Annotated in this window: 16 protein-coding genes; 14 read left to right on the forward strand and 2 right to left on the reverse strand. The window is 30.9% G+C overall.

All coding sequences use genetic code 11. The features are described 5' to 3' along the window. Window position 1 precedes the first annotated feature (1 nt). The 13 genes from BSD9I1_RS08245 (at window position 2) to BSD9I1_RS08300 (ending at window position 11,131) form a co-directional block, all read left to right on the forward strand. Window positions 2-370: a flagellar biosynthetic protein FliO gene (locus BSD9I1_RS08245; protein ID WP_186429943.1), complete on the forward strand. Its 369-nt coding sequence runs from the start codon at window positions 2-4 to the stop codon at window positions 368-370. Beyond that, complete coding sequence (fliP, locus tag BSD9I1_RS08250) at window positions 351-1,136, forward strand: flagellar type III secretion system pore protein FliP (RefSeq protein WP_035310870.1); 786 nt, start codon at window positions 351-353, stop codon at window positions 1,134-1,136. The genes BSD9I1_RS08245 and fliP overlap by 20 nt, the downstream gene beginning before the upstream one ends. 12 nt (window positions 1,137-1,148) lie before the next feature. Continuing rightward, entirely contained in the window at window positions 1,149-1,418 is a 270-nt protein-coding gene (fliQ, locus tag BSD9I1_RS08255; RefSeq protein ID WP_186429944.1) for a flagellar biosynthesis protein FliQ, read from the forward strand. A gap of 18 nt (window positions 1,419-1,436) precedes the next feature. Further along, window positions 1,437-3,269, forward strand: coding sequence for a fused FliR family export protein/FlhB family type III secretion system protein (locus tag BSD9I1_RS08260; protein ID WP_186429945.1), 1,833 nt, complete (start codon window positions 1,437-1,439; stop codon window positions 3,267-3,269). A 42-nt stretch (window positions 3,270-3,311) separates the two neighbouring features. Further along, on the forward strand, window positions 3,312-5,375 hold the full coding sequence (gene flhA, locus BSD9I1_RS08265; RefSeq protein WP_186429946.1) for a flagellar biosynthesis protein FlhA: 2,064 nt from the start codon (window positions 3,312-3,314) through the stop codon (window positions 5,373-5,375). Window position 5,376: 1 nt separating this feature from the next. Next, entirely contained in the window at window positions 5,377-6,495 is a 1,119-nt protein-coding gene (gene flhF, locus BSD9I1_RS08270; protein WP_186429947.1) for a flagellar biosynthesis protein FlhF, read from the forward strand. Continuing rightward, window positions 6,489-7,361 (forward strand): MinD/ParA family protein, encoded by an 873-nt coding sequence (locus BSD9I1_RS08275; protein ID WP_186429948.1) that lies wholly within the window; start codon window positions 6,489-6,491, stop codon window positions 7,359-7,361. Before flhF ends, BSD9I1_RS08275 begins: the two co-directional genes overlap by 7 nt. Before the next feature lie 30 nt (window positions 7,362-7,391). Next, the gene (locus BSD9I1_RS08280) at window positions 7,392-8,051 is read left to right on the forward strand and encodes a flagellar brake protein (protein WP_186429949.1); all 660 of its coding nucleotides are present in this window, start codon (window positions 7,392-7,394) and stop codon (window positions 8,049-8,051) included. Window positions 8,052-8,055: 4 nt separating this feature from the next. Beyond that, window positions 8,056-8,790 (forward strand): FliA/WhiG family RNA polymerase sigma factor, encoded by a 735-nt coding sequence (locus tag BSD9I1_RS08285; protein ID WP_035310882.1) that lies wholly within the window; start codon window positions 8,056-8,058, stop codon window positions 8,788-8,790. A 28-nt stretch (window positions 8,791-8,818) separates the two neighbouring features. Next, window positions 8,819-9,331, forward strand: coding sequence for a hypothetical protein (locus tag BSD9I1_RS08290; RefSeq protein WP_186429950.1), 513 nt, complete (start codon window positions 8,819-8,821; stop codon window positions 9,329-9,331). 77 nt (window positions 9,332-9,408) lie between these two features. Beyond that, complete coding sequence (locus BSD9I1_RS19005) at window positions 9,409-9,531, forward strand: hypothetical protein (RefSeq protein WP_278281164.1); 123 nt, start codon at window positions 9,409-9,411, stop codon at window positions 9,529-9,531. Further along, window positions 9,528-10,268 (forward strand): flagellar hook-basal body complex protein, encoded by a 741-nt coding sequence (locus BSD9I1_RS08295; RefSeq protein WP_186429951.1) that lies wholly within the window; start codon window positions 9,528-9,530, stop codon window positions 10,266-10,268. Before BSD9I1_RS19005 ends, BSD9I1_RS08295 begins: the two co-directional genes overlap by 4 nt. Before the next feature lie 92 nt (window positions 10,269-10,360). Then, window positions 10,361-11,131, forward strand: a complete 771-nt coding sequence (locus BSD9I1_RS08300) for a flagellar hook-basal body complex protein (protein WP_186430749.1) — start codon at window positions 10,361-10,363, stop codon at window positions 11,129-11,131. Window positions 11,132-11,198: 67 nt separating this feature from the next. On the opposite strand, the gene BSD9I1_RS08305 is transcribed toward BSD9I1_RS08300, so the two are convergent. Beyond that, the gene (locus tag BSD9I1_RS08305; protein WP_186429952.1) at window positions 11,199-11,966 is read right to left on the reverse strand and encodes a hypothetical protein; all 768 of its coding nucleotides are present in this window, start codon (window positions 11,964-11,966) and stop codon (window positions 11,199-11,201) included. 132 nt (window positions 11,967-12,098) lie between these two features. Continuing rightward, a complete protein-coding gene (locus BSD9I1_RS08310) occupies window positions 12,099-12,338 on the reverse strand; it encodes a hypothetical protein (protein WP_186429953.1) in 240 nt (79 codons plus the stop codon). Between the two features lie 215 nt (window positions 12,339-12,553). On the opposite strand from BSD9I1_RS08310, the gene BSD9I1_RS08315 reads away from it, so the two are divergent. Next, on the forward strand, window positions 12,554-14,563 hold the full coding sequence (locus tag BSD9I1_RS08315; protein WP_186429954.1) for a carbohydrate-binding domain-containing protein: 2,010 nt from the start codon (window positions 12,554-12,556) through the stop codon (window positions 14,561-14,563). Window positions 14,564-14,625: the final 62 nt, after the last annotated feature.

Raw genomic sequence — 14,625 nt, forward strand, 5'->3', positions numbered from 1 at the left:
TATGGATTTACAGTTTTTCGCAACTTTATTGAAGATAATAGTGGTCCTCCCCTTTGTACTAATGCTTATATATATATCAATAAAATATGGGGGAGGAAAGCTTCAAGATCTTCAAAAAGGAAAATATATGAAAGTATTAGATAGGCTTTCACTATCCAAAGAAAATAATATTTTAGTAGTAAAGATAGGAGAAAAGGCCTATGTAGTATCTAGCGTGCAAGGTAAAATAGAAATTCTTTTTGAAGTACCTAGCGAAGATATAATTAAAATTGAGTGCTCAAAGGAAATTCCAGAGTACCGTAACATAAAAGATTTAATTAATAAATTAAAATCTAAAAAGGAAGATAAAGATGAAGAAACTAAATATTAAAAATGCTAAAGTCTTAGTTGGAACAATATTAATAGCAGTATGTTGTGTGCTTATATTTTCATCTAAAATTTATGCAGCTCCTGCGAATGTGCCAATCCCAAGGGTTAATATATCTTTAGATGGAGCAGGAAACTCTAAAAATTATGTAGATAATATAAAGCTCCTTATAATGCTTACTATACTTACATTACTTCCTTCTTTTATTATAATGATGACTAGTTTTATAAGAATTACAGTGGTGTTTGGATTTTTAAGAAATGCTATAGGTACTCAGCAATCACCGCCAAACCAAGTATTTATAGGACTAGCACTGTTTTTAACAGTATTTATTATGACACCAGTATATAATGAAATTAATTCTAAGGCCTTTACTCCATATATGGAAAATAAAATAAGTCAAGAACAAGCTATAGAAATTGGAGCAGCACCGCTAAGACAATTTATGCTAAAGCAAACTAGAAAAAAGGATTTACAGCTTTTTGTAGAGGTGGGAAAGATAAATAAAGATGTGACAAGTGAAAAGATGCCTCTGTATATTGTAGTTCCAGCATTTATAATAAGTGAATTGAAAACAGCTTTTCAAATAGGATTTTTACTTTTTATTCCATTTTTAATTGTAGATCTTGTAGTAGCAAGTATACTTATGTCCATGGGTATGATGATGCTTCCACCAGTGATGATTTCATTGCCATTTAAACTTCTTTTGTTTGTAATGGTTGATGGATGGCACCTCCTAGTAAAATCTTTAATAATGAGTTTTAAATGAGGTGATTAATAAATGAGCGAAAATGTGGTAATAGGAATCGTAAAAGATGCCATACAAACAGGACTTATAGTAGCGGCACCAATACTTGGAGTTTCAATAATTGTAGGTCTTATTGTAAGTATATTTCAAGCAACAACACAAATACAGGAGCAAACACTGACATTTGTACCAAAGCTTATAGCTGTAGCAATAGTTGGACTTCTTACAGGAAGTTTTATGCTTCATCAGCTTGTAAACTTTACAGAAAGAATATTTGCATTGATTTCAAATATAATACAATAAATCGTTGGGGTGTTTTAGTTGATAGATATAGCATATTTTACAGCACTTATCTTAGTCTTTTTAAGACTTATTAGTTTTTTTACTGTAGCAACTGGACTTTTTCCCAAAGGAACACCGCCAATGGCAAAAATAGGTGTAGCAATTATATTATCGTACATTATTTTACCAGGTGTAGACTTTTCAAAAATAAATTCTGCTTCAAATATGATGATTTTTATGGGAAATGGTATAAGTGAAATTATCACAGGAATAATACTTGGATTTGCAGTGGAACTTTGTTTTATGGCAGCTAAATTTGCAGGAAGTATGATGGATATTCAATCAGGATTATCCATGGCAAGTATGTTTGATCCTAATTCAAATAGCAATGCTACTTTAATAGAAAGACTTTTATATTGGATAAGTCTTGTAATGTTTTTTATAGTAGATGGACATCATATTTTGTTATTGCAGCTTATTGAAAGTTTTAAATGGGTAACTCTTGGAAAACTTATACTATTCCAGGGATCCCCAGGAATTATAGTAGAGGCATTCATAAGTTTCTTTATAATTGGCTTTAAAATGGCAATACCAATTATATTAATTGTAATAATAACAGATTTAGTTTTGGGACTTATGTCTAGAACTGTTCCTCAACTAAATGTTATGATACTAGGGCTTCCGATTAAAATACTTATGGTACTGGCAAGTTTTTTATTTGCAATGCCTATATTTTTAAACTTAATTGGGGAAGCATTTAGTTTAATGACAGAGGTTTTTAAAGGAATATTTAATACATTACCAATGATTCCTGTATTATTTATATTTGCTTCAGATGATAAAACTGAGGAAGCTACCCCTCATAAATTAAATGAAGCAAAAAAGAAGGGACAGGTAGCTAAGAGTAAGGAAGCAAGTTTAGCACTTACACTTTTAGCTTGTACATTGATTATAACAGCACTAGGAAATTATATAGTAGAAGGACTTAAAGACACTATAATTCATTTTTTAACTAATTTCTTATATATGGAATTATCTTATAATAATTTATTTTACATAACATTTATAACATTAACGAGAGTTGCAATGCTTGTATTACCTGTAATGATACCTATTATGATTATGGGAATAGCTGCAAATCTTATGCAAACTGGAATTATGTTTACAAAGGAGCCTATAAAACCTGATTTTAAAAAATTAAATCCCATAAGCGGGATTAAAAGGATGTTTTCTGTAAGAACTTTAGTAGAACTAGTAAAAGATGTGCTTTTAATAACAGTAGTTGGATATATAGGATATAAATTTTTAATGGAAAACTACATTAAAATTTTAAATTTGTATAATTTAAGATTTTCAGTTCTTATAGAAGCTATAAAGGAATTGATTCAAAGTATATTTTTTAAAGTTACTTTAGTACTAGTAGCACTAGCACTAGCGGATTACATATTTCAAAGAAGACAATTTAAAAAAGATATGAGGATGACAAAACAGGAAATAAAAGAAGAATTTAAGCAGCAAGAAGGAGATCCTCAAGTAAAAGGAAAGATAAAACAAAAGCAAAGAGAAATGGCAATGAGTAGAATGATGCAAAGTATTCCAGATGCATCGGTTATTGTTACAAACCCAACTCATTTAGCTATAGCACTAAGATATAAACAAGGAAAAGATGAAGCTCCAAAGGTAATAGGAAAAGGAGCAGATTATATAGCATTAAAGATAAAAGAAAAGGCAAGGGAATATGAAATACCGATTATAGAAAATAAACCATTAGCTAGAATGATTTATGAAAAGGTTGAAATAGATGAAGAAATACCTGTAGAGATGTATCAAGCAGTGGCAGAAATATTGGCAGTTATAATGAAAAGCAAGTAGTTAATTATAAGGATTATTAACTAAAAAGTGAGGAGAATTAATGTGGAAAACACAGGCAAAAGATTTAATATAAAAAATAATATAGACATTGTAATAGCTTTTGGAGTTATAGCCATAGTAATGATGATAATAATTCCACTTCCATCATGGTTTTTAGATGTGCTTTTAGCATTAAACATTACAATTTCAGTGGTAATAATGCTTTTGACTATGTTTACCACAGATGTACTACAATTTTCATCATTTCCAACCATGCTGTTGGTTACAACATTATTTAGATTAGGACTTAATATATCTTCTACAAGACTTATATTATCTGAAGGAAGTGCAGGGAGCGTAATAGAGGCCTTTGGAAGTTTCGTTGTAAGAGGAAATTATGTAGTTGGAATAATAATATTTTTAATAATAGTAATAGTTCAGTTTGTTGTAATAACAAGTGGTGCTTCAAGAGTTTCAGAGGTATCAGCAAGATTTACATTAGATGCTATGCCAGGTAAGCAAATGAGTATAGATGCAGATCTTAATTCGGGACTTATAGATGAAACTGGAGCAAGAGATAGAAGAAAAAAGCTTCAACAGGAAGCAGATTTTTATGGATCTATGGATGGAGCATCTAAATTCGTAAAGGGAGATGCAGTAGCAGGACTTATAGTTACAGGTATAAATATCTTAGGTGGAATAATAATAGGAGTTTTAATGATGAATATGGATGCTGCAAAGGCAGCAGCAACTTTTACAAGACTTACTATAGGAGATGGACTTGTGAGTCAGATACCAGCGCTTTTGATATCAACAGCTTCTGGTATATTAGTTACTCGTTCAGGAAATGAAGAAAATTTTGGTTCGGTCGTAGGTAATCAGCTTACTGCATTTCCGAAGGTAATTGCTATGGCATCTGCAGTACTATTCTTTATGTTTTTAATACCGGGACTTCCAAAGCCACCATTTTTAATACTTTCTATAGCTTGTGGAGTATCAGCATACATGCTTTATAAGGATGAACAAGCTAAAGTTATAGAGCAAATAGAATTGGAGAATCAAGAAATTACTGAAATACAAGCCAAGGAACCTGAAAATGTTATGAATCTTATTAGTGTTGAACCAATGGAAGTGGAAATAGGATATGGAATTATACCACTAGCAGATGAGGCATCAGGTGGAGATTTACTTCAAAGAATTACGTCAGTTAGAAGACAATGCGCTATTGAAATGGGAGTTGTAATACAGCCTATAAGAATAAGAGACAACCTTCAACTTAAAACTAACGAATATGTGATAAAGATAAGAGGAACTGTAATTGCAAAAGGAGAACTTATGCCTAGTATGCTTTTATGTATGGATCCATCAGGAGAAGTAGAAATGCCGGGGATAAAGGCTATAGAGCCAGCATTTGGACTTCCAGCTATATGGATTAATAATGATAAAAAAGAAGATGCAGAGATAAAAGGGCTTACAGTGGTAGATCCGACAACGGTAATGGTAACACATTTAACTGAAGTTATAAAATCCCATTCCTATGAGCTTTTAGGAAGACAGGAAGTTAAGGTCATCATTGATTCGGTGAAGGAAAAATATAGCACAGTAGTAGAAGAACTTATACCAGATCTTATGACAATAGGTGAAATACAAAAGATTCTACAAAATCTATTAAAGGAGAGAGTATCTATAAGAGATATGGTAACTATACTTGAATCTTTAGCAGATAACTCAAGAACTACAAAAGATATAGAAGTATTAACAGAATATGCGAGATTTTCACTTGCAAGAAGCATATGTAATTCTTTAATAGATGAAAATAACTCTATAACAGTTATAACTTTAGAACCACAAATAGAAGAAATAGTAGCAAATAATATACAAAAATCCATGCAAGGTTCTTTTCCGGCAGTTGATCCAGAAACCACTGGAAGAATTTTGAGCTCTTTAAGAAATACTATAGAAGGTACATTCTTTTATGAAGGTCAACCTGTAATATTGGTATCTCCTAAAATAAGACCAGCTTTTAGAAAGCTTACAGAAATGGTATTTCCAAATTTATGTGTACTTTCTATAAATGAAATACCAAATGATGTAGAAATTAAGGCCGAAGGAGTTGTGGCTGTATAAAATGATGATAAGAAAATATATTGTAAATAACATGAATGAGGCTATGAATAGAATAAAGTACGAACTAGGTCGAGAGGCAGTAATAATAAGTCAAAGAAGAGTAAAGAAGCCTGGGATTTTGGGGTTTTTTCAAGGAAAAGTATTGGAAGTTACAGCAGCTGTAGACAACAGTGCTAAAGAAGTACCTAAAAAAGAAGAGGATAGTTTTGAAGTTTTAAAAACATTAATTAAAGACAAAGCTTCATTAGGTATGAATCATAAAAGTGCAGAATTAGAAGCTAATAAAACTCAAAATGAACTTTTAAAAGAATTTCATGAAATGAAAAGCATGATGAAAAATATGATGAATGTAACAGATGATAAAGAATCTTCTAATAGTAAATTAAAGCAAAAGCTTCAGGAAAATGATGTAGAAATTAAAATAATTGAAGAAATATTTACAAAGCTTCCTAAAGAAGAAGAGGAAAATATAGGAGCTGTTAAAGAGATATTACATAAAAGTATCGAATTAAAAGAAAAAACACTAAATGATATAGTAGTTTTGGTAGGGCCTACAGGAGTTGGGAAGACCACTACCATAGCAAAACTTGCTGGAAGACTTGCACTTTTAGAGAAGAAAAAAGTGGGACTAATAACTATAGATACGTATAGAATTGGAGCGGTAGAACAGCTTAAAACCTATGCGGATATAATGAATATACCTTTTAAGGTAGTATTTTCTATAAAGGATATGGAAAGTGCAATAGAAGGCATGAAAGATTGTGATACCATTTTAGTTGACACCACAGGAAGAAGCTCTAAAAATGTAATGCAGATTTCAGAACTAAGAGCCTTTATAGATAAAATAAATACAAAAGATATTCATTTAGTTATAAGCGGAATAACAAAAAATAAGGATATACATACAATATTAGAAGGATATAAAGCACTAGAATATAATTATATTATAGTAACAAAGTTAGATGAAACTACAACTTATGGGCCAATTTTGAATATACTAAATACTGCTAAAAAGCCGCTAAGTTTTATAACTACCGGACAAAATGTTCCAGATGATATTAAAGTTCCTTCTAAAGATGAAATAGTGAATTTAGTTCTAGGAGAAGATAATGTATGCTAGATCAAGCAGCAAATTTAAGAAAGCTTATAGAACAAAGGCAGGAAAACAAAGCTGAAAAAGTTAAAAAGGGCCCGCGTATAATTACTATCACCTCCGGCAAAGGTGGAGTTGGTAAAAGTAATTTGGTAGTTAATTTAGGAATATCCCTCCAAAGGCAGGGATTTAAGGTAATGATATTTGATGCAGATGTAGGTATGGGAAATGATGATGTGCTAATGGGACACATACCTAAATATGATATATATGATGTTATATTTAAAGACATGAGGATAAGTGAAGTATTAGTAGAAGGGCCATTTGGAATAAAGCTTTTACCTGGAGGAAATGGATTTTCAAAGATAGATGAGATTTCAGATTCTCAAAGGGAAGAGTTTATAACCAAATTGAGGGAAATAGAAGACGTAGATTTCTTGCTTATGGATACAGGTGCAGGAGTAAATAGAGATGTATTAGCCTTTGTGGCATGTTCAGAGGAGCTCATACTTATAACTACTCCAGAACCTACATCCCTTACAGATGCATATAGTCTTTTAAAAGCTGTAAGACATTTTAAGTTAAAGGATACAGCATATGTGGTTATAAACAAGTCATTTAACTTAAAGGAGTCTATAAGTACTTATGAGAGGTTTAGGAGTACTGTAAGCAGATTTTTAAATATGGAATTAAGTTATTTGGGAGATATTCCTGAAGATAGAAAGCTTACAGAAGCAGTAAGAAAACAAGATCCAGTGGTAATAAGTGCACCTTATTCAGAATCAGCAAGAGCCATAGAAAAAATAGCAGAAAAGCTTGTAGGAACTAGTGTGTATAAGGACAATGTTTCTGTAAAAGGTTTATTTAAAAAGATTTTTGCTATATTTTCATAAAATATAAACTAGGGTAGGAGTGTTATGAGCATGAGTGAGAGGATAAATTTCAAAGTAAATGAGAAGATTGAAATTTTGATGGAAGACGGAATTTATAAGAGTAATATACAAGATTTAACCGATGAATATATTGCAATAAGCGTTCCTGTTAAGAGTGGAAGTTATTTACCTTTAAGAAAAGGTGAAATTATAGAAGGAATATATTACCAAGATAAATCTGTGTATAAATTTTTTACTCCTGTCTTAGGAAGAAAAATAGACAGAATAATGATGATAACTTTAAAGAAGCCTGAAAAGTTTACTAAAATACAAAGAAGAAATTTTGTAAGAGTATATTTTTTAAGCAATATATTATTTGCTGTCATAGGTAATAAAAATGGACTACTAGATATAAATGAGGATGAAATAACCTTTGATAGTGGATACGCACTGGACTTAAGTGCAGGAGGAATAAGGCTTAGCGCAACAAGGGATTTATATTTAGGGGACATAATCATGATGAATATTCCTGTTAAAGAGGAGAACTTAAGTTTAAAAGGGAAAGTTGTAAGGGTAGAAAAAGATGAAAATAATAAAGGCATATATGGAATATGTTTTATAGACATAGATAATAAAACTGTAGATAAAATAATGAGAATATTATTTCAAATAATGAGGGAACAAAGAAAACTTGGGATAGAAGGGGATTAAAATTATGGCAATAGCGATAGAAGGAAATTTTAAAGAGCAAATAATACAAAAATACATTCCATTAGTAAAATATATAGCATCAAGGGTTATTATAGGGAAAACAAAATATATTGAATATGAGGATTTGGTAAGTTATGGATTAATTGGGCTTATGGATGCAATTAATAAATTTGATCCTTCTAAAGGTATGAAATTTTCAACTTATGCTTCTATAAGAATAAAAGGGTCAATGATAGATGAACTGCGTAAAATAAGCCCTATATCAAAGGGAGCAATGGACAAATTAAACAGATATAATGCTGCAGTAGAAAACTTGCAAAAGAGAGAGGGCAGGGAACCAAAGATATTTGAGATAGCAACTGAACTTGGAGTTTCAATACAAGATGTTTCAGAAGTGGAAAATTATATTAATTATATATCAGTGATCTCCTTAGAAAATTTAATATTCTCAGAAGATGATGATATGCCATTGATAGGTACAGTAGTAGATGAAAAAAGTCCAAGCCCTGAAAAAACCTTGGAAGAAAAAGAACTTTTAGAGTATTTGGCAAAGGCTTTAGATAATTTAAAAGAAAAGGACAAAACAGTTCTTTCATTATACTACTATGAGAAATTTACATTAAAGGAAATAGGCAGTGTACTTGGGGTATCTGAATCAAGAGTGTGTCAGCTTCATAGCAGAGCAATATTGCATCTAAGAGATGAGCTTAAAAGATTAAAATATAATATAGAGAATTAATAAATTAATTCAAAAAGGAGTATTATTAATGCCATATTTTTTAATAATAATTTCTTTAACACTTATAGTTTTGAATATTATATCCTTTAAAAAAGATAAAAATTCATTTAAACACATTTTAATAAATAAGGAAGAAAACATGCAAAACTATGAGGTAGAAATAGGGAAACTTAGACGAGAGATGGGAGAAACCATATTAGATATACAAACGGAAATGAGAGAATTAAAAGAAAAATTAAATAAATTAGAACATGATATAAAAGAAGAAGAAATTTTAAATAAGGAATATAATATAATTCAGGAAGAAAGTCTTATAAATATAGAAAAAGAAATAAATAAAAATATAGAAATACATAATGAAGGAATTAAAGCTAAAAATTACGAGGCAGTGACCGATAATAAAGATGATAATAGAAATAGTGTTAAGTTAGAAGAAATAAAAAAGCTTATTGATAAAGGTATGAATGAGGATGAAGTTGCAGAAGTACTACATATAGGCAGGGGTGAAATGCTATTAATAAAAGAACTATACTTAAAATAAAAAAACTTATACTATTTTTAAGCGATAGAAAAATATTACTTGGAATAGGAATAGGAATATTTATAGGAACTATAGCAATGCTTGGCACTAAGATTAATTATCAAATGAGTGATTATCAAGTGGAAAAAAGGGCACGAAATATGGGCATGGAATATCCAGAAGAAGCAAAAGTTATATTGAATAAGGAAGTGAAAAAATGATAAGGGGATTATATACAGCAGTATCAGGAATGATAACACAAGAAGCAAAGCAAGATGTTGTAACAAATAATCTTGCAAATGTAAACACTGTAGGCTTTAAAGTAGATAACTTAGCAACTAAGTCCTTTAACGAAGTACTTTTAAGTAATAGGGACAAAATAGTAAATGGTAAGAATGTAAAAGTGAACCTTGGAACAATAAATTTTGGAAGTAAAATTGATGAAGTTGCTACAAGCTTTACTCAAGGAACTTTAGATGAAACGGACAAGGAAACTGACTTTGCAATAAATGGAAGAGGGTTCTTTGTAGTAGAAAGAAATAATGGAATAAATGCTGAAAGATATTATACAAGGGATGGACATTTTCATGTGAATTCTCAAGGTTTTTTAGTCAATGATAATGGAGATAATGTAATTGGCATAAATACTGGTACAGGACAAGAGGGACCTATAAATGTAAATGTTAATAGGTTAGACAAATTCAATATGATGCTTGTAGATTTTCAGGATTATAATTCCTTAACTAAAATTGGAGATAATATGTACAGTGGAGATGGACAGCAGGTAGCAGCTAATGGGGATATAAAGCAATATTCTTTAGAAAAATCTAATGTAAATATAACCCGTGAAATGATTGAAATGATGACTGTCATGAGGACTTTTGAAACAAATCAAAAGATAATTCAATCATTAGATGAAACCTTAGGAAAAGCAGCAAATGAAATAGGAAGGGTATAATTTTAGTAATCAGTAGATAGTAACCAGATACCAGTAATGTCAGGAATAAGGTGCTAGATACTATGAACTTATTAGAGTGGAGGTTAAGAGCAGTGTTTAGAGTTTTATGGAATGGTAGAAGTTCTATGATGGCACAGCAGGAAAAGTTAGATACTATATCAAATAATATAGCTAATTCTAATACTACTGGATATAAAAGAGAAGAAGTTTCATTTCAAGATTTGATGTATGAAACATTAGATAGAAGAGGATATCCTGTGAATAAAGGAGAAAATAAAAATCTCATAACTGGCACTGGCGTTAAAGCAGGACAATGGATAAGAGATAATTCTCAAGGAACCGTTGTACAAACAGGGAGTAAAACAGATTTAGCCATAGATGGGCCAGGCTATTTTAGAGTTAGGGGACCTGAAGGGGACATGCTAACACGAGGTGGAAGTTTTAATATAAATTCCAGTGGAAATTTAGTGGATAAAAACGGCAACTTATTAGTTATAGAATATAATAATAATACCAATATACCTTTAACTAAGGATAACTTTTCAATAGATGAAGATGGAGTAATAACCGTAAAACAAGGAAATGATTACATTGAAATGGGGAAGATTAATATTTATAATACGGTAGGAGATAATGACCTTTTATCTGTAGGTGAAAATCTATACGTTCCTAAGGAAGGGATTGAGCCTCAACCTGTTGTTAATTCCAGCATAATGCAGGGATTTTTAGAAAATTCCAATGTAGATATGGCAAAAGAAATGTCTGATATGATAATTACACAAAGAGCATTTAGCTTTGGTTCTCGTGCGGTAACAACTGCAGATGAAATGTGGGGAATGGTTAATAATATTAGAGGAAAATAAAATAGAACACTTAAGAAATAGTCGCTAGTCTCAAGCATATAGAGATTGGCGACTAAATTTTTTCAGGTTAGGAAGTTAGAATAGTAATTAGAAAAAATATAATAAACCAAATCATACAAATTCCATAAGAAATGCCTATATAATCTCTTATACATATCTGATCAATTTTATTTTTGTATTCACCATAGCTTTTAAGATAGGATGTATTTTGCTTAGAAAAATAATGATAAAAATTAACTGATTCTACATAAGCAGCTAGAATATCTATATTTAACATGGGATTCATATAAGAATTTATAAAATAATCTCCCTTAAAATCTAATGAGAACTTCTTATTTCTAGTAACATAAATAATATATAAAAATCCTTGAGCTATAAATGCAGGAATAAAGGTAGATATATTAAAGCATATAGTTATAAAATTTAAGTTACTTATAATACGAAGATTACACGTTAATGTATAAATAATTGCAAAGCTGTTGCCAAATAACATGATATAAAGGAAGGGAGCTATAAATCCACAAACTGTAGAACGTGAAATGATTGATATTGAATCATAAAAATGAACCTTTTCTCTTCTTTTTAAACTTTTACGTTCACTGTTACTTATATCTGTAACTAAAAATGCAGTTATGCCATTGAATACCTCTTTATTATTTATATCAGATAGCCAAATACATAATAACACGGCACACAAATAATAAAAAAATACAGGTATTACTGGATTTTTTACAACTTTTTTCAATGTATTATTTATTCTACGATATATTATTTGCCTATCTATTTTCCATAATAAAATACTAAAAAAGCACCCTAGTACATAGCCCACTCCCATATATGTTACCCCCTTTGCATACCTTAATAGTGAATAGTTACCTTAAATACTTAATATAATGTTGAAATTTCGAGGGATATCCCCTCGAAATTTCTTAAAAAGCAATAACTATTAAAATTAAGTATTATCGATTTAGTCCATTAAATCGTCAAGTTTTACGGTTTTCATCTTAATTTTGGGAATTTCATCATCTTGGCTTGATATGTTCTTAGTTTTAGGCATTATAAATTCATGACAAGGCATTACACGTTGATTCATATAGCACATATTCATCATAGGGCACATAAACATGCCTTTATTGTTAGGATTATTCATATTTTGATAAGGATTCATATGCATATAATTACACATGCACTTATTCATCTTATACATATAGATTTCCCCCTAAAAGATTATCAGTACTATTATATGAACGAAATTATAAAAACTTTACATAAGATTATGAAAAGTGGATAAGAAAATTATCTATAAACATCATATATGGAATTTAAGTTAAAATTAAGGTTCAGATGATATTATATTTTTAAGAGTAATATATTGAAAAGTGATTTGTATAACTGGTATAGAAATTTCTAGGAGGAAAGTTTATGAATAAAAAACTTATGACTATGATAATTGGATTAGCTTTATGTACAGGCATAACGGGATGTACAAAGAAAAGTGATGCAACAACTTCATATTCTACTATAATTTCAAACATTACAATGTCTTCTGGTGAAAAGGAAGTTGTAGGAGAAGCAAATACCTTTATTGAATTAGCGGATACAATAACTGTAAATGGATCAGGGGCATCTGTAGATAAGAATAAGGTCACTATTACTTCTGGTGGAACATACAGCGTAAAAGGTTCTTTAACTGATGGACAAATAATAGTGAATGCAGGTGATAAAGATAAGGTGTATATTATTTTAAATGGGGTAAATATTGCTTGTTCTAATAATTCACCTATTTATATTATGAATTCTTATAAAACAATTATTTCATTAGCGGATAATACAAAAAACTATGTAAAGGATGGAAAATCTTACGTACTTGAAGATGCATCTGCTGATGAGCCCAATGCAGCAATATTTAGTAAAGACGATCTTACCTTTACTGGGAAAGGTTCATTGACTGTTAATGCAAACTACAAAAATGGTATTAGAAGTAAAGATGATTTAAAAATAGAAGGGGGTACTATCAATATAACTTCTAAGGCAGATGGTATTAGAGGCAAGGATTCAGTTGTTATAACAGATGGAAATATAAAAGTTAACTCAGGTGAAGATGGGATAAAATCAGACAATGCTGAAGAGTTAGAAAAGGGCTATGTATTAATTGAAGCCGGGATACTTAATATTACTGCTGTACAGGATGGTATACAAGGTGCAACAAACACTCTAGTAAAAAATGGGAATATAACAATCAACTCAGGTGGCGGTAGTAAAAATGCAGTTGTAAAAAAAGGAGAGCAATTTGGAGGCATGATGGGAGAAAGACCTGATTTCGGGGCTAAGCCTGGTGGTACCGATGAAGCTACTATAGCTGCTTCTAAAGCTGATACAAAACCCACTACTGAAACTACTGAGGATGCAGAAAGCAACGAGTCAACTAGTGCTAAGGCTATAAAAGCAGGTATTAATATTGTAATAGAGAATGGAAGTTTTACCATTGACTCTTCTGAGGATGCTATGCACTCAAATAATAACTTAGTAATTAATAATGGCAATTTTAATATATCTTCAGGTGATGATGGTATACATGCTGATTCTACTTTAACAATAAATAAGGGAACTATAAATATTAAAAAATCTTATGAAGGTATTGAAAGTGAAACTATAACAATTAATGATGGAAATATTAATGTTTTAGCAAATGATGATGGGTTGAATGCTGCTGGTGGCAATGATTCTTCAGGAATGGATGGAAATCCTGCCAAAAGTGATCATTCAAAAACAGGAGGTGCACCTGGTAGTTCCTCTGGCAATGGTATAATAAATATTAACGGCGGCTATATTAATGTAAATGCTGCTGGAGATGGTATTGATTCAAATGGTTCAATATATATGAAAAATGGTACCGTTATTGTAAATGGCCCTACAAATAATGGAAATGGATCCTTAGATTATGATGGAAAGTTTGAAGTGACAGGTGGCATTTTAGTTTCTGCTGGCAGCTTAGGAATGGCTCAAGCCCCTAGTTCAACTTCAACTCAAAATTCTGTGAAAGTAAATTTATCTTCACAAAGCGCTAATACCTTAGTTCGTATTGAAGGTGAAACCGGAGATAACATTATTACATTTGCACCATCAAAACAATATGCATCAGTTGTTGTATCCTCACCAAAGTTTAAAACTGGTTCCACATATAAAGTGTATATAGGTGGGAGTTCAACTGGTGCGCCTACCAATGGAGTATATTCCAATGGAATATATACAAAGGGAACAGAGGTTGGAAGTTTTACAATTTCAAGTACTGTAAGTGAAGTAACTCAAGAAGGTGTAACTATTAAAAATATGGGTAGAGGACAAGGTGGACCTGGAGGTCATGGCGGACAAAGAGGTCAAGGAGATCCAGATGGCATGGAGCCACCACAAAAACAAACTATCCTAAGATAAAATTAATGAAAAAAGTCGCATAAAAGCGACTTTTTTCATTAAATATATTTGTTAACTTATAT

The organism is Clostridium sp. BSD9I1 (genome assembly GCF_900185645.1).
GTDB lineage: Bacteria > Bacillota > Clostridia > Clostridiales > Clostridiaceae > Clostridium_AK.

Bases quoted from the DNA above. Each gene is read 5' to 3' on its own strand.
- BSD9I1_RS08245 (WP_186429943.1), top strand. From the start codon at position 2: ATGGATTTACAGTTTTTCGCAACTTTATTGAAGATAATAGTGGTCCTC.
- fliQ (WP_186429944.1), top strand. From the start codon at position 1,149: ATGAGCGAAAATGTGGTAATAGGAATCGTAAAAGATGCCATACAAACA.
- BSD9I1_RS08305 (WP_186429952.1), bottom strand. From the start codon at position 11,966: ATGGGAGTGGGCTATGTACTAGGGTGCTTTTTTAGTATTTTATTATGG.
- fliP (WP_035310870.1), top strand. From the start codon at position 351: ATGAAGAAACTAAATATTAAAAATGCTAAAGTCTTAGTTGGAACAATA.
- BSD9I1_RS08315 (WP_186429954.1), top strand. From the start codon at position 12,554: ATGAATAAAAAACTTATGACTATGATAATTGGATTAGCTTTATGTACA.
- BSD9I1_RS08295 (WP_186429951.1), top strand. From the start codon at position 9,528: ATGATAAGGGGATTATATACAGCAGTATCAGGAATGATAACACAAGAA.
- BSD9I1_RS19005 (WP_278281164.1), top strand. From the start codon at position 9,409: ATGCTTGGCACTAAGATTAATTATCAAATGAGTGATTATCAAGTGGAA.
- flhF (WP_186429947.1), top strand. From the start codon at position 5,377: ATGATGATAAGAAAATATATTGTAAATAACATGAATGAGGCTATGAAT.
- BSD9I1_RS08275 (WP_186429948.1), top strand. From the start codon at position 6,489: ATGCTAGATCAAGCAGCAAATTTAAGAAAGCTTATAGAACAAAGGCAG.
- BSD9I1_RS08285 (WP_035310882.1), top strand. From the start codon at position 8,056: ATGGCAATAGCGATAGAAGGAAATTTTAAAGAGCAAATAATACAAAAA.
- BSD9I1_RS08280 (WP_186429949.1), top strand. From the start codon at position 7,392: ATGAGTGAGAGGATAAATTTCAAAGTAAATGAGAAGATTGAAATTTTG.
- BSD9I1_RS08310 (WP_186429953.1), bottom strand. From the start codon at position 12,338: ATGTATAAGATGAATAAGTGCATGTGTAATTATATGCATATGAATCCT.
- BSD9I1_RS08290 (WP_186429950.1), top strand. From the start codon at position 8,819: ATGCCATATTTTTTAATAATAATTTCTTTAACACTTATAGTTTTGAAT.